Genomic DNA, 23,230 nt, shown 5'->3' on the forward strand with positions numbered 1-23,230 from the left:
GCGCTTCCAGTAAGCAGCCCGCTTTGGGCTACTTAAATTGAACGCCTAAAAGATAAACGAGGAAACAAATGGCTCGTACAACACCCATCGCACGCTACCGTAACATCGGTATCAGTGCGCACATCGACGCCGGTAAAACCACTACTACCGAACGTATTCTGTTCTACACCGGTGTAAACCATAAAATCGGTGAAGTTCATGACGGCGCTGCAACCATGGACTGGATGGAGCAGGAGCAGGAACGTGGTATTACCATCACTTCCGCTGCGACTACTGCATTCTGGTCTGGTATGGCTAAGCAGTATGAGCCGCATCGCATCAACATCATCGACACCCCGGGGCACGTTGACTTCACAATCGAAGTAGAACGTTCCATGCGTGTTCTCGATGGTGCGGTAATGGTTTACTGCGCAGTTGGTGGTGTTCAGCCGCAGTCTGAAACCGTATGGCGTCAGGCAAACAAATATAAAGTTCCGCGCATTGCGTTCGTTAACAAAATGGACCGCATGGGTGCGAACTTCCTGAAAGTTGTTAACCAGATCAAAACCCGTCTGGGCGCGAACCCGGTTCCGCTGCAGCTGGCGATTGGTGCTGAAGAACATTTCACCGGTGTTGTTGACCTGGTGAAAATGAAAGCTATCAACTGGAACGACGCTGACCAGGGCGTAACCTTCGAATACGAAGATATCCCGGCAGACATGGTTGAACTGGCTAACGAATGGCACCAGAACCTGATCGAATCCGCAGCTGAAGCTTCTGAAGAGCTGATGGAAAAATACCTGGGTGGTGAAGAACTGACTGAAGCAGAAATCAAAGGTGCTCTGCGTCAGCGCGTTCTGAACAACGAAATCATCCTGGTAACCTGTGGTTCTGCGTTCAAGAACAAAGGTGTTCAGGCGATGCTGGATGCGGTAATTGATTACCTGCCATCCCCGGTTGACGTACCTGCGATCAACGGTATCCTGGACGACGGTAAAGACACTCCGGCTGAGCGTCACGCAAGTGATGACGAGCCGTTCTCTGCACTGGCGTTCAAAATCGCTACCGACCCGTTTGTTGGTAACCTGACCTTCTTCCGTGTTTACTCCGGTGTGGTTAACTCTGGTGATACCGTACTGAACTCCGTGAAAGCTGCACGTGAGCGTTTCGGTCGTATCGTTCAGATGCACGCTAACAAACGTGAAGAGATCAAAGAAGTTCGCGCGGGCGACATCGCTGCTGCTATCGGTCTGAAAGACGTAACCACTGGTGACACCCTGTGTGACCCGGATGCGCCGATCATTCTGGAACGTATGGAATTCCCTGAGCCGGTAATCTCCATCGCAGTTGAACCGAAAACCAAAGCTGACCAGGAAAAAATGGGTCTGGCTCTGGGCCGTCTGGCTAAAGAAGACCCGTCTTTCCGTGTATGGACTGACGAAGAATCTAACCAGACCATCATCGCGGGTATGGGCGAACTGCACCTCGACATCATCGTTGACCGTATGAAGCGTGAATTCAACGTTGAAGCGAACGTAGGTAAACCGCAGGTTGCTTACCGTGAAACTATCCGCCAGAAAGTTACCGATGTTGAAGGTAAACACGCGAAACAGTCTGGTGGTCGTGGTCAGTATGGTCATGTTGTTATCGACATGTACCCGCTGGAGCCGGGTTCAAACCCGAAAGGCTACGAGTTCATCAACGACATTAAAGGTGGTGTAATCCCTGGCGAATACATCCCGGCCGTTGATAAAGGTATCCAGGAACAGCTGAAAGCAGGTCCGCTGGCAGGCTACCCGGTAGTAGACATGGGTATTCGTCTGCACTTCGGTTCTTACCATGACGTTGACTCCTCTGAACTGGCGTTTAAACTGGCTGCTTCTATCGCCTTTAAAGAAGGCTTTAAGAAAGCGAAACCAGTTCTGCTTGAGCCGATCATGAAGGTTGAAGTAGAAACTCCGGAAGAGAACACCGGTGACGTTATCGGTGACTTGAGCCGTCGTCGTGGTATGCTCAAAGGTCAGGAATCTGAAGTTACTGGCGTTAAGATCCACGCTGAAGTACCGCTGTCTGAAATGTTCGGATACGCAACTCAGCTGCGTTCTCTGACCAAAGGTCGTGCATCATACACTATGGAATTCCTGAAGTATGATGAAGCGCCGAGTAACGTTGCTCAGGCCGTAATTGAAGCCCGTGGTAAATAAGCCTAAGGGTTAATACCAAAGTCCCGTGCTCTCTCCTGAAGGGGAGAGCACTATAGTAAGGAATATAGCCGTGTCTAAAGAAAAATTTGAACGTACAAAACCGCACGTTAACGTTGGTACTATCGGCCACGTTGACCACGGTAAAACTACTCTGACCGCTGCAATCACCACCGTACTGGCTAAAACCTACGGCGGTGCTGCTCGTGCATTCGACCAGATCGATAACGCGCCGGAAGAAAAAGCTCGTGGTATCACCATCAACACTTCTCACGTTGAATATGACACCCCGACCCGTCACTACGCACACGTAGACTGCCCGGGGCACGCCGACTATGTTAAAAACATGATCACCGGTGCTGCTCAGATGGACGGCGCGATCCTGGTAGTTGCTGCGACTGACGGCCCGATGCCGCAGACTCGTGAGCACATCCTGCTGGGTCGTCAGGTAGGCGTTCCGTACATCATCGTGTTCCTGAACAAATGCGACATGGTTGATGACGAAGAGCTGCTGGAACTGGTTGAAATGGAAGTTCGTGAACTTCTGTCTCAGTACGACTTCCCGGGCGACGACACTCCGATCGTTCGTGGTTCTGCTCTGAAAGCGCTGGAAGGCGACGCAGAGTGGGAAGCGAAAATCCTGGAACTGGCTGGCTTCCTGGATTCTTACATTCCGGAACCAGAGCGTGCGATTGACAAGCCGTTCCTGCTGCCGATCGAAGACGTATTCTCCATCTCCGGTCGTGGTACCGTTGTTACCGGTCGTGTAGAACGCGGTATCATCAAAGTTGGTGAAGAAGTTGAAATCGTTGGTATCAAAGAGACTCAGAAGTCTACCTGTACTGGCGTTGAAATGTTCCGCAAACTGCTGGACGAAGGCCGTGCTGGTGAGAACGTAGGTGTTCTGCTGCGTGGTATCAAACGTGAAGAAATCGAACGTGGTCAGGTACTGGCTAAGCCGGGCACCATCAAGCCGCACACCAAGTTCGAATCTGAAGTGTACATTCTGTCCAAAGATGAAGGCGGCCGTCATACTCCGTTCTTCAAAGGCTACCGTCCGCAGTTCTACTTCCGTACTACTGACGTGACTGGTACCATCGAACTGCCGGAAGGCGTAGAGATGGTAATGCCGGGCGACAACATCAAAATGGTTGTTACCCTGATCCACCCGATCGCGATGGACGACGGTCTGCGTTTCGCAATCCGTGAAGGCGGCCGTACCGTTGGCGCGGGCGTTGTTGCTAAAGTTCTGGGCTAATTACACGTTAATTAGTTTTGAATTGAAAAGGGCGCTTCGGCGCCCTTTTTGCATTTGTTGACTGCATATCTTATTCGTACTGTCAGAACGAATAAATTATTCATATTTAAAATATCAATTCAATTTAATATTTTAAATATGAATGTTTCTGTTTTTAAAATTCTTCATTTGTCAGGCTTTTTTCTTATTTTTAATGCCTCACTTTAATTCATATTGAAGGGTTCTCGTAAAACGTAAATAATTCCTGCGTAGGACTTTTGTTTTGCAGTTTTTACGTCACAAGGGATTATAATGAAATTAAATATATTTACTAAATCTATGATTGGTATGGGGCTGGTGTGTTCCGCTCTGCCAGCATTGGCAATGGAAGCATGGAATAACCAACAAGGTGGTAATAAATATCAGGTTATTTTCGATGGCAAAATTTATGAAAATGCCTGGTGGGGTTTTTCTACAAATTGCCCGGGAAAAGCGAAAGCAAATGATGCAACTAACCCGTGGCGTTTAAAGCGTACCGCAACAGCTGCTGAAATTAGTCAGTTTGGCAATACACTTTCCTGCGAAAAGAGCGGCAGCTCATCTTCTTCAAATTCAAATACGCCTGCATCCAATACGCCGGCTAATGGCGGTTCGGCTACACCAGCACAGGGCACTGTTCCGTCTAATTCTTCTGTAGTTGCCTGGAATAAACAGCAGGGCGGTCAGACCTGGTATGTCGTCTTTAATGGTGCGGTATATAAAAATGCTTGGTGGGTAGCCTCTTCTAACTGTCCGGGTGATGCGAAAGGCGGTAATGACTCCAACTTATTGATAGTGTTTTATGTTCAGATAATGCCCGATGACTTTGTCATGCAGCTCCACCGATTTTGAGAACGACAGCGACTTCCGTCCCAGCCGTGCCAGGTGCTGCCTCAGATTCAGGTTATGCCGCTCAATTCGCTGCGTATATCGCTTGCTGATTACGTGCAGCTTTCCCTTCAGGCGGGATTCATACAGCGGCCAGCCATCCGTCATCCATATCACCACGTCAAAGGGTGACAGCAGGCTCATAAGACGCCCCAGCGTCGCCATAGTGCGTTCACCGAATACGTGCGCAACAACCGTCTTCCGGAGACTGTCATACGCGTAAAACAGCCAGCGCTGGCGCGATTTAGCCCCGACATAGCCCCACTGTTCGTCCATTTCCGCGCAGACGATGACGTCACTGCCCGGCTGTATGCGCGAGGTTACCGACTGCGGCCTGAGTTTTTTAAGTGACGTAAAATCGTGTTGAGGCCAACGCCCATAATGCGTGCAGTTGCCCGGCATCCAACGCCATTCATGGCCATATCAATGATTTTCTGGTGCGTACCGGGTTGAGAAGCGGTGTAAGTGAACTGCATTTGCCATGTTTTACGGCAGTGAGAGCAGAGATAGCGCTGATGTCCGGCAGTGCTTTTGCCGTTACGCACCACCCCGTCAGTAGCTGAACAGGAGGGACAGCTGATAGAAACAGAAGCCACTGGAGCACCTCAAAAACACCATCATACACTAAATCAGTAAGTTGGCAGCATCACCGGCAGCATCTTTATTATGATTCGCCAGATGGAAGGGGAAACGTAGTGTGGGCACGATGTATGTTCTAATAAAATAGATTGGGTGGGTTGTATATTGACGTTAGTATAAATAGTATTAATGCCGCTTGCATGAATCAAGCAAAATTTATTTATATTAGTAATATGTATTTAATTAATAAATACATACATTATTTTTATGATTAAGGATAATCAATAATTAAAACAGGAAGTTCTATGTCTACGAGAAGAGAAGTTATTCTTTCCTGGTTGCGTGAGAAACGTCAGACCTGGCGTCTGTGCTATTTGTTGGGTGAGGCTGGAAGTGGAAAAACCTGGCTGGCGCAGCAACTGCAAAAAGATAAACATCGCCGTGTGATTACTTTAAGCCTCGTTGTTTCCTGGCAAGGTAAGGCCGCATGGATCGTTACCGACGATAACGCGGCTGAACAGGGCTGCCGTGACAGCGCCTGGACGCGAGATGAGATGGCGGGGCAATTACTGCATGCGCTTCATCGAACTGATAGTCGCTGCCCTCTTATTATTATTGAAAATGCTCACCTGAATCACCGCCGCATACTTGATGATCTCCAACGCGCGATATCTCTTATTCCTGACGGTCAATTTTTGCTGATCGGCAGACCCGATCGAAAAGTCGAACGTGATTTTAAAAAACAGGGCATTGAACTTGTCTCGACAGGACGTCTGACGGAGCACGAACTTAAGGCAAGCATCCTTGAAGGTCAGAATATTGACCAACCCGATCTCCTTTTAACCTCCAGAGTTCTGAAACGGATAGCTTTATTATGTCGGGGCGATCGCAGAAAGCTGGCGCTTGCCGGCGAAACAATTCGCTTATTACAGCAAGCCGAGCAGACCAGCGTTTTCACTGCAAAACAATGGCGAATGATTTACCGCATATTGGGTGATAACCGCCCCCGGAAAATGCAGCTTGCCGTGGTAATGAGTGGAACCATTATCGCTATTACCTGTGGTTGTCAGCGCCAGTGATATAAGACGGTAATTCGCCATTTGGATTGTCCGCTCCACCCAACATGTTGTTTCCTTAAGGTTCTCACACCAGAAAGGACATCAACATGCTGAGCAGAGAGGACTTTTACATGATAAAGCAAATGCGCCAGCAGGGCGCGTACATCGTCGATATTGCGACTCAGATTGGTTGCTCTGAACGGACGGTCAGACGCTACCTCAAATACCCTGAACCGCCAGCCAGAAAGACCCGCCACAAAATGGTTAAGCTGAAACCGTTTATGGATTACATCGACATGCGCCTGGCAGAGAATGTCTGGAATAGCGAGGTTATCTTCGCGGAGATTAAGGCAATGGGTTATACGGGCGGACGTTCCATGCTGCGTTACTACATCCAGCCCAAACGTAAAATGCGTCCGTCAAAAAGAACAGTTCGCTTCGAAACTCAGCCTGGATACCAGCTCCAGCATGACTGGGGCGAAGTTGAGGTGGAGGTTGCCGGGCAACGGTGCAAAGTTAACTTTGCGGTTAATACGCTGGGGTTCTCCCGCAGCTTCCATGTCTTCGCCGCACCAAAACAGGATGCTGAGCATACCTACGAATCACTGGTTCGCGCCTTCCGCTACTTCGGTGGTTGTGTGAAAACGGTGCTGGTTGATAACCAGAAGGCTGCGGTGCTGAAGAATAACAACGGGAAAGTCGTGTTCAACTCCGGATTCCTGTTGCTGGCTGACCACTATAACTTCCTGCCACGGGCATGCCGTCCACGCAGGGCCAGAACAAAAGGTAAGGTTGAGCGGATGGTGAAATACCTCAAGGAGAACTTCTTCGTCCGGTACCGCAGGTTCGACAGCTTCACTCATGTCAATCAACAACTGGAGCAATGGATAGCCGATGTGGCTGACAAACGGGAGCTTCGCCAGTTCAAAGAAACGCCGGAACAGCGCTTCGCGCTGGAGCAGGAACATCTGCAGCCGTTACCGGATACAGACTTCGATACCAGTTACTTCGATATCCGCCATGTGTCCTGGGACAGCTATATCGAGGTTGGTGGTAATCGTTACAGCGTTCCCGAAGCGCTGTGTGGTCAGCCGGTATCGATACGAATATCGCTGGATGACGAGTTGCGGATCTACAGTAATGAGAAACTGGTGGCCTCACATCGCCTCTGTTCAGCATCGTCTGGCTGGCAGACAGTGCCGGAGCATCACGCCCCGCTCTGGCAGCAGGTCAGTCAGGTGGAACATCGACCACTGAGTGCCTATGAGGAGCTGTTGTGATGCATGAACTGGAAGTCCTGCTGAGTCGCCTGAAAATGGAGCATCTGAGTTATCACGTTGAAAGCCTGCTGGAACAGGCAGCTAAAAAAGAGCTGAACTACCGGGAGTTCCTGTGCATGGCGCTACAGCAGGAATGGAACGGCAGGCATCAGCGCGGTATGGAGTCCAGGCTGAAGCAGGCTCGTCTGCCGTGGGTCAAAACGCTGGAGCAGTTCGACTTTACCTTCCAGCCGGGCATCGACCGTAAGGTTGTCCGGGAACTGGCTGGTCTGGCGTTCGTGGAGCGCAGCGAAAACGTGATCCTGCTGGGCCCTCCTGGTGTCGGAAAAACTCATCTGGCCATAGCTCTTGGCGTGAAAGCGGTGGATGCGGGACATCGGGTACTGTTTATGCCACTGGACAGACTGATCGCGACACTGATGAAAGCGAAACAGGAAAACCGGCTGGAGCGTCAGCTACAGCAACTGAGTTATGCCCGGGTGTTGATCCTGGATGAAATAGGCTATCTGCCGATGAACAGAGAGGAAGCCAGTCTGTTCTTCCGGCTACTGAACCGTCGATATGAAAAAGCGAGCATCATACTGACGTCAAACAAAGGGTTCGCAGACTGGGGAGAAATGTTCGGAGATCACGTACTGGCAACAGCGATCCTGGATCGGCTGCTACATCACTCAACCACGCTGAATATCAAAGGAGAGAGTTACCGGTTAAAAGAGAAACGTAAAGCTGGAGTGCTGACCAAAAACACAACGCCAATCAGTGATGATGAAATGGTGGAAAGCGGACAGCATCAGTAACGAAAGTATTTAGCGGGCATGAAAATGGCAAATAACGGTCAAACATCGTGGCGTTGACAATGCTTCTTTAATGGGCGCTTTGGATAGTAAAAGCAGAAGTCACTGTAGAGGCTGAAACGCCCGCTTTTAAACAATCAACACAACACTATTTCTTCAAAAAACAGCCACTCCCCGTCGTCGAATCCGTCGAGGAGGAAGATGACCCAGACGTCGCGGTTGAGAATGCTCCCTCTTCTTCTGAAGACGAAGAAAATACTGTAAAAGAAAGCGACGAGAAAGCCGGTTTAAGAGAGCGTGTCAAAAATGCGCTGAACGAACTTGAGAGATAACCCGAAGGCTGTTTACTTTACTAGCAATACGCTTGCGTTCGGTGGTTAAGTATGTATAATGCGCGGGCTTGTCGTAGTTGACAGCAGGTTCAATCTGAACCTCAGTTAGCCGAATTTGGCTACCTAACAATGCTCCCAATCGGGGAGCTACGTAAGAACGGTTACACTCTCCCATCAATCGTAATGGGTCTGAGGAGTAATCATTTTCGTTTATAAAATAATTGGAGCTCTGGTCTCATGCAGAACCAAAGAATCCGTATCCGCCTGAAAGCGTTTGATCATCGTCTGATCGATCAAGCAACCGCGGAAATCGTCGAGACTGCCAAGCGCACTGGTGCGCAGGTCCGTGGTCCGATCCCGCTGCCGACACGCAAAGAGCGCTTCACTGTTCTGATCTCCCCGCACGTCAACAAAGACGCGCGCGATCAGTACGAAATCCGTACTCACTTGCGTCTGGTTGACATCGTTGAGCCAACCGAGAAAACCGTTGATGCTCTGATGCGTCTGGATCTGGCTGCCGGTGTAGACGTGCAGATCAGCCTGGGTTAATCAGGTCATTGAGCGATTGAGAGGTTGAAACAATGATTGGTTTAGTCGGTAAAAAAGTGGGTATGACCCGTATCTTCACAGAAGACGGCGTTTCTATCCCAGTAACCGTAATCGAAGTTGAAGCAAACCGCGTTACTCAGGTTAAAGACCTGGCTAACGATGGCTACCGTGCTATTCAGGTGACCACCGGTGCTAAAAAAGCTAACCGTGTGACCAAGCCTGAAGCTGGCCACTTCGCTAAAGCTGGCGTAGAAGCTGGCCGTGGTCTGTGGGAATTCCGCCTGGCTGAAGGCGAAGAGTTCACTGTAGGTCAGAGCATTAGCGTTGAACTGTTTGCTGAGGTTAAAAAAGTTGACGTAACTGGCACCTCTAAAGGTAAAGGTTTCGCAGGTACCGTTAAGCGCTGGAACTTCCGTACCCAGGACGCTACTCACGGTAACTCCTTGTCTCACCGCGTTCCGGGTTCTATCGGTCAGAACCAGACTCCGGGCAAAGTGTTCAAAGGCAAGAAAATGGCAGGTCAGATGGGTAACGAACGTGTAACCGTTCAGAGCCTTGACGTAGTACGCGTTGACGCTGAGCGCAACCTGCTGCTGGTTAAAGGTGCTGTCCCGGGTGCAACCGGTAGCGACCTGATCGTTAAACCAGCTGTGAAGGCGTAAGGAGATAGCAATGGAATTAGTATTGAAAGACGCGCAGAGCGCGCTGACTGTTTCCGAAACTACCTTCGGTCGTGATTTCAACGAAGCGCTGGTTCACCAGGTTGTTGTTGCTTATGCAGCTGGTGCTCGTCAGGGTACTCGTGCTCAGAAGACTCGTGCTGAAGTAACTGGTTCCGGTAAAAAACCGTGGCGCCAGAAAGGCACCGGCCGTGCGCGTTCTGGTTCTATCAAGAGCCCGATCTGGCGTTCTGGTGGCGTGACCTTTGCTGCTCGTCCGCAGGACCACAGTCAAAAAGTTAACAAGAAGATGTACCGCGGCGCGCTGAAAAGCATCCTGTCCGAACTGGTACGTCAGGATCGTCTGATCGTTGTCGAGAAGTTCTCTGTAGAAGCGCCGAAAACTAAGCTGCTGGCACAGAAACTGAAAGACATGGCTCTGGAAGATGTGCTGATCATCACCGGTGAGCTGGACGAAAACCTGTTCCTGGCTGCGCGCAACCTGCACAAGGTTGACGTACGCGATGCAACTGGTATCGACCCGGTTAGCCTGATCGCCTTCGACAAAGTCGTAATGACTGCTGATGCTGTTAAGCAAGTTGAGGAGATGCTGGCATGATTCGTGAAGAACGTCTGCTGAAGGTGCTGCGTGCACCGCACGTTTCTGAAAAAGCGTCTACTGCGATGGAAAAATCCAACACCATCGTACTCAAAGTTGCTAAAGACGCGACCAAAGCAGAAATCAAAGCTGCTGTGCAGAAACTGTTTGAAGTCGAAGTCGAAGTCGTTAACACCCTGGTAGTTAAAGGGAAAGTTAAACGTCACGGACAGCGTATCGGTCGTCGTAGCGACTGGAAAAAAGCTTACGTCACCCTGAAAGAAGGCCAGAATCTGGACTTCGTTGGCGGCGCTGAGTAAGTCGGAGGAGTAATACAATGGCAGTTGTTAAATGTAAACCGACATCTCCGGGTCGTCGCCACGTAGTTAAAGTGGTTAACCCTGAGCTGCACAAGGGCAAACCTTTTGCTCCGTTGCTGGAAAAAAACAGCAAATCCGGTGGTCGTAACAACAATGGCCGTATCACCACTCGTCATATCGGTGGTGGCCACAAGCAGGCTTACCGTATTGTTGACTTCAAACGCAACAAAGACGGTATCCCGGCAGTTGTTGAACGTCTTGAGTACGATCCGAACCGTTCCGCGAACATCGCGCTGGTTCTGTACAAAGACGGTGAACGCCGTTACATCCTGGCCCCTAAAGGCCTGAAAGCTGGCGACCAGATTCAGTCTGGCGTTGATGCTGCAATCAAACCAGGTAACACCCTGCCGATGCGCAACATCCCGGTTGGTTCTACTGTTCATAACGTAGAAATGAAACCAGGTAAAGGCGGTCAGCTGGCACGTTCCGCTGGTACTTACGTTCAGATCGTTGCTCGTGATGGTGCTTATGTCACCCTGCGTCTGCGTTCTGGTGAAATGCGTAAAGTAGAAGCAGACTGCCGTGCAACTCTGGGCGAAGTTGGCAATGCTGAGCATATGCTGCGCGTTCTGGGTAAAGCAGGTGCTGCACGCTGGCGTGGTGTTCGTCCGACCGTTCGCGGTACCGCGATGAACCCGGTAGACCACCCACATGGTGGTGGTGAAGGTCGTAACTTTGGTAAGCACCCGGTAACTCCGTGGGGCGTTCAGACCAAAGGTAAGAAGACCCGCAGCAACAAGCGTACTGATAAATTCATCGTACGTCGCCGTAGCAAATAATTTTAGAGGATAAGCCATGCCACGTTCTCTCAAGAAAGGTCCTTTTATTGACCTGCACTTGCTGAAGAAGGTAGAGAAAGCGGTGGAAAGCGGAGACAAGAAGCCCCTGCGCACTTGGTCCCGTCGTTCAACGATCTTTCCTAACATGATCGGTTTGACCATCGCTGTCCATAATGGTCGTCAGCACGTTCCGGTATTTGTGACCGACGAAATGGTCGGTCACAAACTGGGTGAATTCGCACCGACTCGTACTTATCGCGGCCACGCTGCTGATAAAAAAGCGAAGAAGAAATAAGGTAGGAGGAAGAGATGGAAACTATCGCTAAACATCGCCATGCTCGTTCTTCTGCTCAGAAGGTTCGCCTTGTTGCTGACCTGATTCGCGGTAAGAAAGTGTCGCAGGCTCTGGATATTTTGACCTACACCAACAAGAAAGCGGCTGTACTGGTCAAGAAAGTTCTGGAATCTGCCATTGCTAACGCTGAACACAACGATGGCGCTGACATTGACGATCTGAAAGTTACGAAAATTTTCGTAGACGAAGGCCCGAGCATGAAGCGCATTATGCCGCGTGCAAAAGGTCGTGCAGATCGCATCCTGAAGCGCACCAGCCACATCACTGTGGTTGTGTCCGATCGCTGAGACTCTGGAGACTAGCAATGGGTCAGAAAGTACATCCTAATGGTATTCGCTTGGGTATTGTAAAGCCATGGAACTCTACCTGGTTTGCGAACACCAAAGAATTCGCTGACAACCTGGACAGCGATTTTAAAGTACGTCAGTACCTGACTAAGGAACTGGCTAAAGCGTCCGTATCTCGTATCGTTATCGAGCGTCCGGCTAAGAGCATCCGTGTAACCATTCACACTGCTCGCCCGGGTATCGTTATCGGTAAAAAAGGTGAAGACGTAGAAAAACTGCGTAAGGTCGTAGCGGACATCGCTGGCGTTCCTGCACAGATCAACATCGCCGAAGTTCGTAAGCCTGAACTGGACGCAAAACTGGTTGCTGACAGCATCACTTCTCAGCTGGAACGTCGCGTTATGTTCCGTCGTGCTATGAAGCGTGCTGTACAGAACGCAATGCGTCTGGGCGCTAAAGGTATTAAAGTTGAAGTTAGCGGCCGTCTGGGCGGCGCGGAAATCGCACGTACCGAATGGTACCGCGAAGGTCGCGTACCGCTGCACACTCTGCGTGCTGACATCGACTACAACACCTCTGAAGCGCACACCACTTACGGTGTAATCGGCGTTAAAGTGTGGATCTTCAAAGGCGAGATCCTGGGTGGTATGGCTGCTGTTGAACAACCGGAAAAACCGGCTGCTCAGCCTAAAAAGCAGCAGCGTAAAGGCCGTAAATAAGGAGCGTCGCTGATGTTACAACCAAAGCGTACAAAATTCCGTAAAATGCACAAAGGCCGTAACCGCGGTCTGGCGCAGGGTACGGATGTTAGCTTCGGCAGCTTCGGTCTGAAAGCTGTTGGCCGTGGTCGTCTGACTGCCCGTCAGATCGAAGCAGCACGTCGTGCTATGACCCGTGCAGTTAAGCGTCAAGGTAAGATCTGGATCCGTGTGTTCCCGGACAAACCGATCACTGAAAAGCCGCTGGCAGTGCGTATGGGTAAAGGTAAAGGTAACGTGGAGTATTGGGTTGCCTTGATTCAGCCGGGTAAAGTCCTGTATGAAATGGACGGTGTTCCGGAAGAGCTGGCCCGTGAAGCATTCAAGCTGGCAGCAGCGAAACTGCCGATTAAAACCACCTTTGTAACTAAGACGGTGATGTAATGAAAGCAAAAGAGCTGCGTGAGAAGAGCGTTGAAGAGCTGAACACCGAGCTGCTGAACCTGCTGCGTGAGCAGTTCAACCTGCGTATGCAGGCTGCAAGTGGCCAGCTGCAACAGTCTCACCTGTTGAAGCAAGTGCGTCGCGATGTCGCACGCGTTAAGACTTTACTGAACGAGAAGGCGGGTGCGTAATGACCGATAAAATCCGTACTCTGCAAGGTCGCGTTGTTAGCGACAAAATGGAGAAATCCATTGTTGTTGCTATCGAACGTTTTGTGAAACACCCGATCTACGGTAAATTCATCAAGCGTACGACCAAACTGCACGTACATGACGAGAACAACGAATGCGGTATCGGTGACGTGGTTGAAATCCGCGAATGCCGTCCGCTGTCCAAGACTAAATCCTGGACGCTGGTTCGCGTTGTAGAGAAAGCGGTTCTGTAATACAGTACACTCTCTCGATACGAATAAACGGCTCAGAAATGAGCCGTTTATTTTTTCTACCCATATCCTTGAAGCGGTGTTATAATGCCGCGCCCTCGATATGGGGATTTTTAACGACCTGATTTTCGGGTCTCAGTAGTAGTTGACATTAGCGGAGCACTAAAATGATCCAAGAACAGACTATGCTGAACGTCGCCGACAACTCCGGTGCACGTCGCGTAATGTGTATCAAGGTTCTGGGTGGCTCGCACCGTCGCTACGCAGGCGTAGGCGACATCATCAAGATCACCATCAAAGAAGCAATTCCGCGTGGTAAGGTCAAAAAAGGTGATGTGCTGAAGGCGGTAGTGGTGCGCACCAAGAAGGGTGTTCGTCGCCCGGACGGTTCTGTCATTCGCTTCGATGGTAATGCTTGTGTTCTTCTGAACAACAACAGCGAGCAGCCTATCGGTACGCGTATTTTTGGGCCGGTAACTCGTGAGCTTCGTAGTGAGAAGTTCATGAAAATTATCTCTCTGGCACCAGAAGTACTCTAAGGAGCGAATCATGGCAGCGAAAATCCGTCGTGATGACGAAGTTATCGTGTTAACCGGTAAAGATAAAGGTAAACGCGGTAAAGTTAAGAATGTCCTGTCTTCCGGCAAGGTCATTGTTGAAGGTATCAACCTGGTTAAGAAACATCAGAAGCCGGTTCCGGCCCTGAACCAACCGGGTGGCATCGTTGAAAAAGAAGCCGCTATTCAGGTTTCCAACGTAGCAATCTTCAATGCGGCAACCGGCAAGGCTGACCGTGTAGGCTTTAGATTCGAAGACGGCAAAAAAGTCCGTTTCTTCAAGTCTAACAGCGAAACTATCAAGTAATTTGGAGTAGTACGATGGCGAAACTGCATGATTACTACAAAGACGAAGTAGTTAAAAAACTCATGACTGAGTTTAACTACAATTCTGTCATGCAAGTCCCTCGGGTCGAGAAGATCACCCTGAACATGGGTGTTGGTGAAGCGATCGCTGACAAAAAACTGCTGGATAACGCAGCAGCAGACCTGGCAGCAATCTCCGGTCAAAAACCGCTGATCACCAAAGCACGCAAATCTGTTGCAGGCTTCAAAATCCGTCAGGGCTATCCGATCGGCTGTAAAGTAACTCTGCGTGGCGAACGCATGTGGGAGTTCTTTGAGCGCCTGATCACTATTGCTGTACCTCGTATTCGTGACTTCCGTGGCCTGTCCGCTAAGTCTTTCGACGGTCGTGGTAACTACAGCATGGGTGTCCGTGAGCAGATCATCTTCCCAGAAATCGACTACGATAAAGTCGACCGCGTTCGTGGTTTGGATATTACCATTACCACTACTGCGAAATCTGACGAAGAAGGCCGCGCTCTGCTGGCTGCCTTTGACTTCCCGTTCCGCAAGTAAGGTAGGGTTACTAAATGGCTAAGCAATCAATGAAAGCACGCGAAGTAAAACGCGTAGCTTTAGCTGATAAATACTTCGCGAAACGCGCTGAACTGAAAGCGATCATCTCTGATGTGAACGCTTCCGACGAAGATCGTTGGAACGCTGTTCTCAAGCTGCAGACTCTGCCGCGTGATTCCAGCCCGTCTCGTCAGCGTAACCGCTGCCGTCAAACAGGTCGCCCGCATGGTTTCCTGCGGAAGTTCGGGTTGAGCCGTATTAAGGTCCGTGAAGCCGCTATGCGCGGTGAAATCCCGGGTCTGAAAAAGGCTAGCTGGTAATTGTCACCAATTGAATCACGGGAGTAAAGACAGATGAGCATGCAAGATCCGATCGCGGATATGCTGACCCGTATCCGTAACGGTCAGGCCGCGAACAAAGCTGCGGTCACCATGCCTTCCTCCAAGCTGAAAGTGGCAATCGCCAACGTGCTGAAGGAAGAAGGTTTTATTGAAGATTTTAAAGTTGAAGGCGACACCAAGCCTGAACTGGAACTTACTCTGAAGTATTTCCAGGGCAAAGCTGTTGTAGAAAGCATTCAGCGTGTCAGCCGCCCAGGTCTGCGCATCTATAAACGTAAAGATGAGCTGCCGAAAGTTATGGCGGGTCTGGGTATCGCAGTTGTTTCTACCTCTAAAGGTGTTATGACTGATCGTGCAGCGCGCCAGGCTGGTCTTGGTGGCGAAATTATCTGCTACGTAGCCTAATCGGAGGAAAAAATGTCTCGTGTTGCTAAAGCACCGGTCGTTGTTCCTGCCGGCGTTGACGTAAAAATCAACGGTCAGGTTATTACGATCAAAGGTAAAAACGGCGAGCTGACTCGTACTCTCAACGATGCTGTTGAAGTTAAACATGCAGATAATACCCTGACCTTCGGTCCGCGTGATGGTTACGCAGACGGTTGGGCACAGGCTGGTACCGCGCGTGCCCTGCTGAACTCAATGGTTATCGGTGTTACCGAAGGCTTCACTAAGAAGCTGCAGCTGGTTGGTGTAGGTTACCGTGCAGCGGTTAAAGGCAATGTGATTAACCTGTCTCTGGGTTTCTCTCATCCTGTTGACCATCAGCTGCCTGCGGGTATCACTGCTGAATGTCCGACTCAGACTGAAATCGTGCTGAAAGGCGTTGATAAGCAGGTGATCGGCCAGGTTGCAGCGGATCTGCGCGCCTACCGTCGTCCTGAGCCTTATAAAGGCAAGGGTGTTCGTTACGCCGACGAAGTCGTGCGTACCAAAGAGGCTAAGAAGAAGTAAGGTAACACTATGGATAAGAAATTTGCTCGTATCCGTCGTGCGACCCGCGCACGCCGCAAGCTCCAGGAGCTGGGCGCAACTCGCCTGGTGGTACATCGTACCCCGCGTCACATTTACGCACAGGTAATTGCACCGAACGGTTCTGAAGTTCTGGTAGCTGCTTCTACTGTAGAAAAAGCTATCGCTGAACAACTGAAGTACACCGGTAACAAAGACGCGGCTGCAGCTGTGGGTAAAGCTGTCGCTGAACGCGCTCTGGAAAAAGGCATCAAAGATGTATCCTTTGACCGTTCCGGGTTCCAATATCATGGTCGTGTCCAGGCACTGGCAGATGCTGCCCGTGAAGCTGGCCTTCAGTTCTAAGGTAGAGGTGTAAGATGGCTCACATCGAAAAACAAGCTGGCGAACTGCAGGAAAAGCTGATCGCGGTAAACCGCGTATCTAAAACCGTTAAAGGTGGTCGTATTTTCTCCTTCACAGCTCTGACTGTAGTTGGCGATGGTAACGGTCGCGTTGGTTTTGGTTACGGTAAAGCGCGTGAAGTTCCAGCAGCGATCCAGAAAGCGATGGAAAAAGCCCGTCGCAATATGATTAACGTCGCGCTGAATAACGGCACTCTGCAACACCCTGTTAAAGGTGTTCACACGGGTTCTCGCGTATTCATGCAGCCGGCTTCCGAAGGTACCGGTATCATCGCCGGTGGTGCAATGCGCGCCGTTCTGGAAGTCGCTGGGGTTCATAACGTTCTGGCTAAAGCATATGGTTCCACCAACCCGATCAACGTGGTTCGTGCAACTATTGATGGCCTGGAAAATATGAATTCTCCAGAAATGGTCGCTGCCAAGCGTGGTAAATCCGTTGAAGAAATTCTGGGGAAATAAACCATGGCAAAGACTATTAAAATTACTCAAACCCGCAGTGCAATCGGTCGTCTGCCGAAACACAAGGCAACGCTGCTTGGCCTGGGTCTGCGTCGTATTGGTCACACCGTAGAGCGCGAGGATACTCCTGCTATTCGCGGTATGATCAACGCGGTTTCCTTCATGGTTAAAGTTGAGGAGTAAGAGATGCGTTTAAATACTCTGTCTCCGGCCGAAGGCTCCAAAAAGGCGGGTAAACGCCTGGGTCGTGGTATCGGTTCTGGCCTCGGTAAAACCGGTGGTCGTGGTCACAAAGGTCAGAAGTCTCGTTCTGGCGGTGGCGTACGTCGCGGTTTCGAGGGTGGTCAGATGCCTCTGTACCGTCGTCTGCCGAAATTCGGCTTCACTTCTCGTAAAGCAGCGATTACAGCCGAAGTTCGTCTGTCTGACCTGGCTAAAGTAGAAGGCGGTGTTGTAGACCTGAACACGCTGAAAGCGGCTAACATTATCGGTATCCAGATCGAGTTCGCGAAAGTGATCCTGGCTGGCGAAGTAACGACTCCGGTAACTGTTCGTGGCCTGCGTGTTACTAAAGGCGCTCGTGCTGCTATCGAAGCTGCTGGCGGTAAAATCGAGGAATAAGTAGCAGATGGCTAAACAACCGGGATTAGATTTTCAAAGTGCCAAAGGTGGCTTAGGCGAGCTGAAACGCAGACTGCTGTTTGTTATCGGTGCGCTGATTGTGTTCCGTATTGGCTCTTTTATTCCGATCCCTGGTATTGATGCCACTGTACTTGCCAAACTGCTTGAGCAACAGCGAGGCACCATCATTGAGATGTTTAACATGTTCTCTGGTGGTGCTCTCAGCCGTGCTTCTATCTTTGCTCTGGGGATCATGCCGTATATTTCGGCGTCGATCATTATCCAGCTGCTGACGGTGGTTCACCCAACGTTGGCGGAAATTAAGAAAGAAGGGGAGTCTGGTCGTCGTAAGATCAGCCAGTACACCCGCTACGGTACTCTGGTGCTGGCAATATTCCAGTCGATCGGTATTGCTACTGGTCTGCCGAATATGCCTGGTATGCAAGGCCTGGTGATTAACCCGGGCTTTGCATTCTACTTCACCGCTGTTGTAAGTCTGGTCACAGGAACGATGTTCCTGATGTGGTTGGGCGAACAGATTACTGAACGAGGTATCGGCAACGGTATTTCAATCATTATCTTCGTCGGTATTGTCGCGGGACTCCCGCCAGCCATTGCCCATACTATCGAGCAAGCGCGTCAAGGCGACCTGCACTTCCTCGTGTTGCTGTTGGTTGCAGTATTAGTATTTGCAGTGACGTTCTTTGTTGTATTTGTTGAGCGTGGTCAACGCCGCATTGTGGTAAACTACGCGAAACGTCAGCAAGGTCGTCGTGTTTATGCTGCACAGAGCACACATTTACCGCTGAAAGTGAATATGGCGGGGGTAATCCCGGCAATCTTCGCTTCCAGTATTATTCTGTTCCCGGCGACCATCGCGTCATGGTTCGGGGGCGGTACTGGTTGGAACTGGCTGACAACAATTTCGCTGTATTTGCAGCCTGGGCAACCGCTTTATGTGTTACTCTATGCGTCTGCAATCATCTTCTTCTGTTTCTTCTACACGGCGTTGGTTTTCAACCCGCGTGAAACAGCAGATAACCTGAAGAAGTCCGGTGCATTTGTACCAGGAATTCGTCCGGGAGAGCAAACGGCGAAGTATATCGATAAAGTAATGACCCGCCTGACCCTGGTTGGTGCGCTGTATATTACCTTTATCTGCCTGATCCCGGAGTTCATGCGTGATGCAATGAAAGTACCGTTCTACTTCGGTGGGACCTCACTGCTTATCGTTGTTGTCGTGATTATGGACTTTATGGCTCAAGTGCAAACTCTGATGATGTCCAGTCAGTATGAGTCTGCATTGAAGAAGGCGAACCTGAAAGGCTACGGCCGATAATTGGTCGCCCGAGAAGTTACGGAGAGTAAAAATGAAAGTTCGTGCTTCCGTCAAGAAATTATGCCGTAACTGCAAAATCGTTAAGCGTGATGGTGTCATCCGTGTGATTTGCAGTGCCGAGCCGAAGCATAAACAGCGCCAAGGCTGATTTTTTCGCATATTTTTCTTGCAAAGTTGGGTTGAGCTGGCTAGATTAGCCAGCCAATCTTTTGTATGTCTGTGCGTTTCCATTTGAGTATCCTGAAAACGGGCTTTTCAGCATGGAACGTACATATTAAATAGTAGGAGTGCATAGTGGCCCGTATAGCAGGCATTAACATTCCTGATCATAAGCATGCCGTAATCGCATTAACTTCGATTTATGGCGTCGGCAAGACCCGTTCTAAAGCCATCCTGGCTGCAGCGGGTATCGCTGAAGATGTTAAGATCAGTGAGCTGTCTGAAGGACAAATCGACACGCTGCGTGACGAAGTTGCCAAATTTGTCGTTGAAGGTGATCTGCGCCGTGAAATCAGCATGAGCATCAAGCGCCTGATGGATCTTGGTTGCTATCGCGGTTTGCGTCATCGTCGTGGTCTCCCGGTTCGCGGTCAGCGTACCAAGACCAACGCACGTACCCGTAAGGGTCCGCGCAAACCGATCAAGAAATAATCGGGGTGATTGAATAATGGCAAAGGCACCAATTCGTGCACGTAAACGTGTAAGAAAACAAGTCTCTGACGGCGTGGCTCATATCCATGCTTCTTTCAACAACACCATCGTGACTATCACTGATCGTCAGGGTAACGCGTTGGGTTGGGCAACAGCCGGTGGTTCCGGTTTCCGTGGTTCTCGCAAATCCACTCCGTTTGCAGCTCAGGTTGCAGCAGAGCGTTGCGCTGACGCCGTGAAAGAATACGGCATCAAGAATCTGGAAGTTATGGTTAAAGGTCCGGGTCCAGGCCGCGAATCTACTATTCGTGCTCTGAACGCCGCAGGTTTCCGCATCACTAACATTACTGATGTGACTCCGATCCCTCATAACGGTTGTCGTCCGCCGAAAAAACGTCGCGTATAACGCCTCGTTTTCCAGGTTTGTTGGAGAAAGAAAATGGCAAGATATTTGGGTCCTAAGCTCAAGCTGAGCCGTCGTGAGGGCACCGACTTATTCCTTAAGTCTGGCGTTCGCGCGATCGATACCAAGTGTAAAATTGAACAAGCTCCTGGCCAGCACGGTGCGCGTAAACCGCGTCTGTCTGACTATGGTGTGCAGTTGCGTGAAAAGCAAAAAGTTCGCCGTATCTATGGTGTGCTGGAGCGTCAGTTCCGTAACTACTACAAAGAAGCAGCACGTCTGAAAGGCAACACCGGTGAAAACCTGTTGGCTCTGCTGGAAGGTCGTCTGGACAACGTTGTATACCGTATGGGCTTCGGTGCCACTCGTGCAGAAGCACGTCAGCTGGTTAGCCATAAAGCAATTATGGTAAACGGTCGTGTTGTTAACATCGCTTCTTATCAGGTTAGTCCGAATGACGTTGTAAGCATTCGTGAGAAAGCGAAGAAGCAGTCTCGCGTGAAAGCCGCTCTGGAGCTGGCTGAGCAGCGTGAAAAGCCAACCTGGCTGGAAGTTGATGCTGGCAAGATGGAAGGTACGTTTAAGCGTAAGCCGGAGCGTTCTGATCTGTCTGCGGACATTAACGAACACCTGATCGTCGAGCTTTACTCCAAGTAAAGCTTAGTACCAAAGAGAGGACACAATGCAGGGTTCTGTGACAGAGTTTCTAAAACCGCGCCTGGTTGATATCGAGCAAGTGAGTTCGACGCACGCCAAGGTGACCCTTGAGCCTTTAGAGCGTGGCTTTGGCCATACTCTGGGTAACGCACTGCGCCGTATTCTGCTCTCATCGATGCCGGGTTGCGCGGTGACCGAGGTTGAGATTGATGGTGTACTACATGAGTACAGCACCAAAGAAGGCGTTCAGGAAGATATCCTGGAAATCCTGCTCAACCTGAAAGGGCTGGCGGTGAGAGTTCAGGGCAAAGATGAAGTTATTCTTACCTTGAATAAATCTGGCATTGGCCCTGTGACTGCAGCCGATATCACCCACGACGGTGATGTCGAAATCGTCAAGCCGCAGCACGTGATCTGCCACCTGACCGATGAGAACGCGTCTATTAGCATGCGTATCAAAGTTCAGCGCGGTCGTGGTTATGTGCCGGCTTCTACCCGAATTCATTCGGAAGAAGATGAGCGCCCAATCGGCCGTCTGCTGGTCGACGCATGCTACAGCCCTGTGGAGCGTATTGCCTACAATGTTGAAGCAGCGCGTGTAGAACAGCGTACCGACCTGGACAAGCTGGTCATCGAAATGGAAACCAACGGCACAATCGATCCTGAAGAGGCGATTCGTCGTGCGGCAACCATTCTGGCTGAACAACTGGAAGCTTTCGTTGACTTACGTGATGTACGTCAGCCTGAAGTGAAAGAAGAGAAACCAGAGTTCGATCCGATCCTGCTGCGCCCTGTTGACGATCTGGAATTGACTGTCCGCTCTGCTAACTGCCTTAAAGCAGAAGCTATCCACTATATCGGTGATCTGGTACAGCGTACCGAGGTTGAGCTCCTTAAAACGCCTAACCTTGGTAAAAAATCTCTTACTGAGATTAAAGACGTGCTGGCTTCCCGTGGACTGTCTCTGGGCATGCGCCTGGAAAACTGGCCACCGGCAAGCATCGCTGACGAGTAACCGGATCACAGGTTAAGGTTTTACTGAGAAGGATAAGGTCATGCGCCATCGTAAGAGTGGTCGTCAACTGAACCGCAACAGCAGCCATCGCCAGGCTATGTTCCGCAATATGGCAGGTTCACTGGTTCGTCATGAAATCATCAAGACGACTCTGCCTAAAGCGAAAGAGCTGCGCCGCGTAGTTGAGCCGCTGATTACTCTTGCCAAGACTGATAGCGTTGCTAATCGTCGTCTGGCATTCGCCCGTACTCGTGATAACGAGATCGTGGCAAAACTGTTTAACGAACTGGGCCCGCGTTTCGCGAGCCGTGCCGGTGGTTACACTCGTATTCTGAAGTGTGGCTTCCGTGCAGGCGACAACGCGCCGATGGCTTACATCGAGCTGGTTGATCGTTCAGAGAAAGCAGAAGCTGCTGCAGAGTAATCTGAAGCAATGTAAAAAAACCCGCCCCGGCGGGTTTTTTTATACCCGTAGTATCCCCACTTATCTACAATAGCTGTACTCTTTTTGTTCATCCCCTGGAGTATTTATGTGGTTACTTGACCAGTGGGCAGAGCGCCATATAGCAGAAGCGCAAGCGAAAGGTGAGTTTGATAACCTGGCAGGTAGCGGCGAACCATTGATACTGGATGATGATTCTCACGTGCCACCGGAATTACGTGCGGGGTATCGCTTGCTGAAGAATGCCGGTTGCTTACCGCCAGAACTTGAGCAACGGAGAGAAGCAATTCAGCTTCTGGATATTCTCAAAGGTATCCGTCACGATGATCCGCAATATCAAGAGGTTAGCCGTCGATTGTCATTACTGGAATTGAAGCTGCGACAAGCTGGATTGAGTACCGATTTTTTACGCGGCGATTATGCTGACAAGTTGTTGGACAAAATCAACGATAACTAGTGGAGTATGTATGTATCGCATTGGTGAGCTGGCAAAAATGGCGGAAGTAACACCTGACACGATTCGTTATTACGAAAAACAGCAGATGATGGAGCATGAAGTGCGTACTGAAGGCGGGTTTCGCCTGTATACCGAAAGCGATCTCCAGCGATTGAAATTTATCCGCCATGCCAGACAACTAGGTTTCAGTCTGGAGTCGATCCGCGAGTTGCTGTCGATCCGCATCGATCCTGAACACCATACCTGTCAGGAGTCAAAAGGCATTGTGCAGGAAAGATTGCAGGAAGTCGAAGCACGGATAGCCGAGTTGCAGAGTATGCAGCGTTCCTTGCAACGCCTTAACGATGCCTGTTGTGGGACCGCCCATAGCAGTGTTTATTGCTCGATTCTTGAAGCTCTTGAACAAGGGGCGAGTGGCGTTAAGAGTGGCTGTTGATTTTTTGCACTGACAGGATTACACTCGCGCCGTTAAATAA

The 23,230-nt window shown here is 50.3% G+C and carries 35 protein-coding genes and 4 pseudogenes; 37 read left to right on the top strand and 2 right to left on the bottom strand.

Annotated elements, in window-relative coordinates:
- The first annotated feature begins 68 nt into the window (after positions 1-68).
- The 3 genes and pseudogenes from fusA to C1P89_RS21970 all read left to right on the top strand — a co-directional run.
- On the top strand, positions 69-2,183 hold the full coding sequence (gene fusA, locus C1P89_RS21960) for an elongation factor G (RefSeq protein WP_000124700.1): 2,115 nt from the start codon (positions 69-71) through the stop codon (positions 2,181-2,183).
- A 70-nt stretch (positions 2,184-2,253) separates the two neighbouring features.
- Positions 2,254-3,438, top strand: a complete 1,185-nt coding sequence (tuf, locus tag C1P89_RS21965) for an elongation factor Tu (protein WP_000031783.1) — start codon at positions 2,254-2,256, stop codon at positions 3,436-3,438.
- A 291-nt stretch (positions 3,439-3,729) separates the two neighbouring features.
- Positions 3,730-4,242 (top strand): annotated as a pseudogene (locus tag C1P89_RS21970) (lysozyme); the annotation flags it as partial.
- Here C1P89_RS21970 and C1P89_RS21975 read toward each other — a convergent pair.
- Both C1P89_RS21975 and C1P89_RS26160 read right to left on the bottom strand, forming a co-directional pair.
- A protein-coding gene (locus C1P89_RS21975; RefSeq protein WP_237158176.1) for an IS1-like element IS1A family transposase occupies positions 4,243-4,940 on the bottom strand; the annotation gives its coding sequence in 2 pieces (ribosomal slippage) (positions 4,243-4,691 and positions 4,691-4,940; 699 coding nt in all).
- A 31-nt stretch (positions 4,941-4,971) separates the two neighbouring features.
- A pseudogene (locus C1P89_RS26160) lies at positions 4,972-5,049 on the bottom strand (hypothetical protein); the annotation flags it as partial.
- A gap of 179 nt (positions 5,050-5,228) precedes the next feature.
- On the opposite strand from C1P89_RS26160, the pseudogene gspA reads away from it, so the two are divergent.
- The 34 genes and pseudogenes from gspA to zntR all read left to right on the top strand — a co-directional run.
- Positions 5,229-5,987 (top strand): annotated as a pseudogene (gene gspA / locus C1P89_RS21980) (type II secretion system protein GspA); the annotation flags it as partial.
- Between the two features lie 101 nt (positions 5,988-6,088).
- The gene (gene istA / locus C1P89_RS21985) at positions 6,089-7,261 is read left to right on the top strand and encodes an IS21-like element IS21 family transposase (RefSeq protein WP_000952382.1); all 1,173 of its coding nucleotides are present in this window, start codon (positions 6,089-6,091) and stop codon (positions 7,259-7,261) included.
- The gene (gene istB / locus C1P89_RS21990) at positions 7,261-8,058 is read left to right on the top strand and encodes an IS21-like element IS21 family helper ATPase IstB (RefSeq protein ID WP_000544828.1); all 798 of its coding nucleotides are present in this window, start codon (positions 7,261-7,263) and stop codon (positions 8,056-8,058) included. Before istA ends, istB begins: the two co-directional genes overlap by 1 nt.
- A 71-nt stretch (positions 8,059-8,129) precedes the next feature.
- Positions 8,130-8,387 (top strand): annotated as a pseudogene (locus tag C1P89_RS21995) (type II secretion system protein GspB, cryptic system variant); the annotation flags it as partial.
- Positions 8,388-8,624: 237 nt separating this feature from the next.
- The gene (gene rpsJ / locus C1P89_RS22000) at positions 8,625-8,936 is read left to right on the top strand and encodes a 30S ribosomal protein S10 (RefSeq protein ID WP_001181004.1); all 312 of its coding nucleotides are present in this window, start codon (positions 8,625-8,627) and stop codon (positions 8,934-8,936) included.
- A gap of 32 nt (positions 8,937-8,968) precedes the next feature.
- Positions 8,969-9,598, top strand: a complete 630-nt coding sequence (rplC, locus tag C1P89_RS22005) for a 50S ribosomal protein L3 (RefSeq protein ID WP_000579835.1) — start codon at positions 8,969-8,971, stop codon at positions 9,596-9,598.
- A gap of 10 nt (positions 9,599-9,608) precedes the next feature.
- Entirely contained in the window at positions 9,609-10,214 is a 606-nt protein-coding gene (gene rplD / locus C1P89_RS22010; protein WP_000424395.1) for a 50S ribosomal protein L4, read from the top strand.
- Positions 10,211-10,513: a 50S ribosomal protein L23 gene (gene rplW / locus C1P89_RS22015; RefSeq protein WP_000617544.1), complete on the top strand. Its 303-nt coding sequence runs from the start codon at positions 10,211-10,213 to the stop codon at positions 10,511-10,513. The genes rplD and rplW overlap by 4 nt, the downstream gene beginning before the upstream one ends.
- A 17-nt stretch (positions 10,514-10,530) precedes the next feature.
- On the top strand, positions 10,531-11,352 hold the full coding sequence (rplB, locus tag C1P89_RS22020) for a 50S ribosomal protein L2 (RefSeq protein WP_000301864.1): 822 nt from the start codon (positions 10,531-10,533) through the stop codon (positions 11,350-11,352).
- A 16-nt stretch (positions 11,353-11,368) separates the two neighbouring features.
- Positions 11,369-11,647 carry a 30S ribosomal protein S19 gene (rpsS, locus tag C1P89_RS22025; RefSeq protein WP_001138117.1) on the top strand — a complete coding sequence of 93 codons (279 nt, stop codon included), beginning with the start codon at positions 11,369-11,371 and terminating at the stop codon, positions 11,645-11,647.
- Between the two features lie 14 nt (positions 11,648-11,661).
- Positions 11,662-11,994: a 50S ribosomal protein L22 gene (gene rplV, locus C1P89_RS22030; RefSeq protein WP_000447529.1), complete on the top strand. Its 333-nt coding sequence runs from the start codon at positions 11,662-11,664 to the stop codon at positions 11,992-11,994.
- A 17-nt stretch (positions 11,995-12,011) separates the two neighbouring features.
- Positions 12,012-12,713, top strand: a complete 702-nt coding sequence (rpsC, locus tag C1P89_RS22035; RefSeq protein WP_000529945.1) for a 30S ribosomal protein S3 — start codon at positions 12,012-12,014, stop codon at positions 12,711-12,713.
- A gap of 12 nt (positions 12,714-12,725) precedes the next feature.
- On the top strand, positions 12,726-13,136 hold the full coding sequence (gene rplP, locus C1P89_RS22040; protein ID WP_000941212.1) for a 50S ribosomal protein L16: 411 nt from the start codon (positions 12,726-12,728) through the stop codon (positions 13,134-13,136).
- Positions 13,136-13,327, top strand: a complete 192-nt coding sequence (gene rpmC, locus C1P89_RS22045; protein ID WP_000644741.1) for a 50S ribosomal protein L29 — start codon at positions 13,136-13,138, stop codon at positions 13,325-13,327. The genes rplP and rpmC overlap by 1 nt, the downstream gene beginning before the upstream one ends.
- Positions 13,327-13,581 (top strand): 30S ribosomal protein S17, encoded by a 255-nt coding sequence (gene rpsQ, locus C1P89_RS22050; protein WP_000130100.1) that lies wholly within the window; start codon positions 13,327-13,329, stop codon positions 13,579-13,581. The genes rpmC and rpsQ overlap by 1 nt, the downstream gene beginning before the upstream one ends.
- Positions 13,582-13,745: 164 nt before the next feature.
- Positions 13,746-14,117 (top strand): 50S ribosomal protein L14, encoded by a 372-nt coding sequence (rplN, locus tag C1P89_RS22055; RefSeq protein WP_000613955.1) that lies wholly within the window; start codon positions 13,746-13,748, stop codon positions 14,115-14,117.
- A gap of 10 nt (positions 14,118-14,127) precedes the next feature.
- Positions 14,128-14,442, top strand: a complete 315-nt coding sequence (gene rplX, locus C1P89_RS22060) for a 50S ribosomal protein L24 (RefSeq protein ID WP_000729185.1) — start codon at positions 14,128-14,130, stop codon at positions 14,440-14,442.
- Positions 14,443-14,456: 14 nt separating this feature from the next.
- On the top strand, positions 14,457-14,996 hold the full coding sequence (rplE, locus tag C1P89_RS22065) for a 50S ribosomal protein L5 (RefSeq protein ID WP_001096200.1): 540 nt from the start codon (positions 14,457-14,459) through the stop codon (positions 14,994-14,996).
- A 14-nt stretch (positions 14,997-15,010) separates the two neighbouring features.
- Positions 15,011-15,316, top strand: coding sequence for a 30S ribosomal protein S14 (gene rpsN, locus C1P89_RS22070; RefSeq protein ID WP_001118930.1), 306 nt, complete (start codon positions 15,011-15,013; stop codon positions 15,314-15,316).
- Positions 15,317-15,349: 33 nt separating this feature from the next.
- Positions 15,350-15,742, top strand: coding sequence for a 30S ribosomal protein S8 (rpsH, locus tag C1P89_RS22075; protein ID WP_000062611.1), 393 nt, complete (start codon positions 15,350-15,352; stop codon positions 15,740-15,742).
- A 12-nt stretch (positions 15,743-15,754) separates the two neighbouring features.
- Positions 15,755-16,288: a 50S ribosomal protein L6 gene (gene rplF / locus C1P89_RS22080; protein WP_000091946.1), complete on the top strand. Its 534-nt coding sequence runs from the start codon at positions 15,755-15,757 to the stop codon at positions 16,286-16,288.
- 9 nt (positions 16,289-16,297) lie between these two features.
- Entirely contained in the window at positions 16,298-16,651 is a 354-nt protein-coding gene (rplR, locus tag C1P89_RS22085; RefSeq protein ID WP_000358314.1) for a 50S ribosomal protein L18, read from the top strand.
- Positions 16,652-16,665: 14 nt separating this feature from the next.
- Positions 16,666-17,169 (top strand): 30S ribosomal protein S5, encoded by a 504-nt coding sequence (rpsE, locus tag C1P89_RS22090; RefSeq protein WP_000940121.1) that lies wholly within the window; start codon positions 16,666-16,668, stop codon positions 17,167-17,169.
- Between the two features lie 3 nt (positions 17,170-17,172).
- On the top strand, positions 17,173-17,352 hold the full coding sequence (gene rpmD, locus C1P89_RS22095) for a 50S ribosomal protein L30 (RefSeq protein WP_001140433.1): 180 nt from the start codon (positions 17,173-17,175) through the stop codon (positions 17,350-17,352).
- Positions 17,353-17,355: 3 nt separating this feature from the next.
- On the top strand, positions 17,356-17,790 hold the full coding sequence (gene rplO, locus C1P89_RS22100; RefSeq protein ID WP_001238917.1) for a 50S ribosomal protein L15: 435 nt from the start codon (positions 17,356-17,358) through the stop codon (positions 17,788-17,790).
- Between the two features lie 7 nt (positions 17,791-17,797).
- The gene (gene secY / locus C1P89_RS22105; protein WP_001118867.1) at positions 17,798-19,129 is read left to right on the top strand and encodes a preprotein translocase subunit SecY; all 1,332 of its coding nucleotides are present in this window, start codon (positions 17,798-17,800) and stop codon (positions 19,127-19,129) included.
- A gap of 31 nt (positions 19,130-19,160) precedes the next feature.
- Positions 19,161-19,277 (top strand): 50S ribosomal protein L36, encoded by a 117-nt coding sequence (rpmJ, locus tag C1P89_RS22110; protein ID WP_000868187.1) that lies wholly within the window; start codon positions 19,161-19,163, stop codon positions 19,275-19,277.
- A gap of 146 nt (positions 19,278-19,423) precedes the next feature.
- Positions 19,424-19,780 (top strand): 30S ribosomal protein S13, encoded by a 357-nt coding sequence (gene rpsM, locus C1P89_RS22115; protein ID WP_000090775.1) that lies wholly within the window; start codon positions 19,424-19,426, stop codon positions 19,778-19,780.
- Positions 19,781-19,796: 16 nt separating this feature from the next.
- Positions 19,797-20,186: a 30S ribosomal protein S11 gene (gene rpsK, locus C1P89_RS22120; RefSeq protein ID WP_001029684.1), complete on the top strand. Its 390-nt coding sequence runs from the start codon at positions 19,797-19,799 to the stop codon at positions 20,184-20,186.
- 33 nt (positions 20,187-20,219) lie between these two features.
- Complete coding sequence (gene rpsD, locus C1P89_RS22125; protein ID WP_000135224.1) at positions 20,220-20,840, top strand: 30S ribosomal protein S4; 621 nt, start codon at positions 20,220-20,222, stop codon at positions 20,838-20,840.
- 25 nt (positions 20,841-20,865) lie between these two features.
- Complete coding sequence (locus tag C1P89_RS22130; RefSeq protein ID WP_001162094.1) at positions 20,866-21,855, top strand: DNA-directed RNA polymerase subunit alpha; 990 nt, start codon at positions 20,866-20,868, stop codon at positions 21,853-21,855.
- Positions 21,856-21,895: 40 nt separating this feature from the next.
- Positions 21,896-22,279, top strand: coding sequence for a 50S ribosomal protein L17 (gene rplQ / locus C1P89_RS22135; protein WP_001216368.1), 384 nt, complete (start codon positions 21,896-21,898; stop codon positions 22,277-22,279).
- Positions 22,280-22,385: 106 nt separating this feature from the next.
- The gene (locus C1P89_RS22140; protein ID WP_000266486.1) at positions 22,386-22,754 is read left to right on the top strand and encodes a DnaJ family domain-containing protein; all 369 of its coding nucleotides are present in this window, start codon (positions 22,386-22,388) and stop codon (positions 22,752-22,754) included.
- A gap of 10 nt (positions 22,755-22,764) precedes the next feature.
- Entirely contained in the window at positions 22,765-23,190 is a 426-nt protein-coding gene (zntR, locus tag C1P89_RS22145) for a Zn(2+)-responsive transcriptional regulator (RefSeq protein ID WP_000285607.1), read from the top strand.
- Positions 23,191-23,230 lie beyond the last annotated feature (40 nt).

The sequence above is a fragment of the Shigella sonnei genome (genome assembly GCF_002950395.1).
Classification (GTDB): domain Bacteria; phylum Pseudomonadota; class Gammaproteobacteria; order Enterobacterales; family Enterobacteriaceae; genus ECMA0423.

Bases quoted from the DNA above. Each gene is read 5' to 3' on its own strand.
- fusA (WP_000124700.1), top strand. From the start codon at position 69: ATGGCTCGTACAACACCCATCGCACGCTACCGTAACATCGGTATCAGT.
- istA (WP_000952382.1), top strand. From the start codon at position 6,089: ATGCTGAGCAGAGAGGACTTTTACATGATAAAGCAAATGCGCCAGCAG.
- istB (WP_000544828.1), top strand. From the start codon at position 7,261: ATGCATGAACTGGAAGTCCTGCTGAGTCGCCTGAAAATGGAGCATCTG.
- rpsJ (WP_001181004.1), top strand. From the start codon at position 8,625: ATGCAGAACCAAAGAATCCGTATCCGCCTGAAAGCGTTTGATCATCGT.
- rplC (WP_000579835.1), top strand. From the start codon at position 8,969: ATGATTGGTTTAGTCGGTAAAAAAGTGGGTATGACCCGTATCTTCACA.
- rplD (WP_000424395.1), top strand. From the start codon at position 9,609: ATGGAATTAGTATTGAAAGACGCGCAGAGCGCGCTGACTGTTTCCGAA.
- rplW (WP_000617544.1), top strand. From the start codon at position 10,211: ATGATTCGTGAAGAACGTCTGCTGAAGGTGCTGCGTGCACCGCACGTT.
- rplB (WP_000301864.1), top strand. From the start codon at position 10,531: ATGGCAGTTGTTAAATGTAAACCGACATCTCCGGGTCGTCGCCACGTA.
- rpsS (WP_001138117.1), top strand. From the start codon at position 11,369: ATGCCACGTTCTCTCAAGAAAGGTCCTTTTATTGACCTGCACTTGCTG.
- rplV (WP_000447529.1), top strand. From the start codon at position 11,662: ATGGAAACTATCGCTAAACATCGCCATGCTCGTTCTTCTGCTCAGAAG.
- rpsC (WP_000529945.1), top strand. From the start codon at position 12,012: ATGGGTCAGAAAGTACATCCTAATGGTATTCGCTTGGGTATTGTAAAG.
- rplP (WP_000941212.1), top strand. From the start codon at position 12,726: ATGTTACAACCAAAGCGTACAAAATTCCGTAAAATGCACAAAGGCCGT.
- rpmC (WP_000644741.1), top strand. From the start codon at position 13,136: ATGAAAGCAAAAGAGCTGCGTGAGAAGAGCGTTGAAGAGCTGAACACC.
- rpsQ (WP_000130100.1), top strand. From the start codon at position 13,327: ATGACCGATAAAATCCGTACTCTGCAAGGTCGCGTTGTTAGCGACAAA.
- rplN (WP_000613955.1), top strand. From the start codon at position 13,746: ATGATCCAAGAACAGACTATGCTGAACGTCGCCGACAACTCCGGTGCA.
- rplX (WP_000729185.1), top strand. From the start codon at position 14,128: ATGGCAGCGAAAATCCGTCGTGATGACGAAGTTATCGTGTTAACCGGT.
- rplE (WP_001096200.1), top strand. From the start codon at position 14,457: ATGGCGAAACTGCATGATTACTACAAAGACGAAGTAGTTAAAAAACTC.
- rpsN (WP_001118930.1), top strand. From the start codon at position 15,011: ATGGCTAAGCAATCAATGAAAGCACGCGAAGTAAAACGCGTAGCTTTA.
- rpsH (WP_000062611.1), top strand. From the start codon at position 15,350: ATGAGCATGCAAGATCCGATCGCGGATATGCTGACCCGTATCCGTAAC.
- rplF (WP_000091946.1), top strand. From the start codon at position 15,755: ATGTCTCGTGTTGCTAAAGCACCGGTCGTTGTTCCTGCCGGCGTTGAC.
- rplR (WP_000358314.1), top strand. From the start codon at position 16,298: ATGGATAAGAAATTTGCTCGTATCCGTCGTGCGACCCGCGCACGCCGC.
- rpsE (WP_000940121.1), top strand. From the start codon at position 16,666: ATGGCTCACATCGAAAAACAAGCTGGCGAACTGCAGGAAAAGCTGATC.
- rpmD (WP_001140433.1), top strand. From the start codon at position 17,173: ATGGCAAAGACTATTAAAATTACTCAAACCCGCAGTGCAATCGGTCGT.
- rplO (WP_001238917.1), top strand. From the start codon at position 17,356: ATGCGTTTAAATACTCTGTCTCCGGCCGAAGGCTCCAAAAAGGCGGGT.
- secY (WP_001118867.1), top strand. From the start codon at position 17,798: ATGGCTAAACAACCGGGATTAGATTTTCAAAGTGCCAAAGGTGGCTTA.
- rpmJ (WP_000868187.1), top strand. From the start codon at position 19,161: ATGAAAGTTCGTGCTTCCGTCAAGAAATTATGCCGTAACTGCAAAATC.
- rpsK (WP_001029684.1), top strand. From the start codon at position 19,797: ATGGCAAAGGCACCAATTCGTGCACGTAAACGTGTAAGAAAACAAGTC.
- rpsD (WP_000135224.1), top strand. From the start codon at position 20,220: ATGGCAAGATATTTGGGTCCTAAGCTCAAGCTGAGCCGTCGTGAGGGC.
- C1P89_RS22130 (WP_001162094.1), top strand. From the start codon at position 20,866: ATGCAGGGTTCTGTGACAGAGTTTCTAAAACCGCGCCTGGTTGATATC.
- rplQ (WP_001216368.1), top strand. From the start codon at position 21,896: ATGCGCCATCGTAAGAGTGGTCGTCAACTGAACCGCAACAGCAGCCAT.
- C1P89_RS22140 (WP_000266486.1), top strand. From the start codon at position 22,386: ATGTGGTTACTTGACCAGTGGGCAGAGCGCCATATAGCAGAAGCGCAA.
- zntR (WP_000285607.1), top strand. From the start codon at position 22,765: ATGTATCGCATTGGTGAGCTGGCAAAAATGGCGGAAGTAACACCTGAC.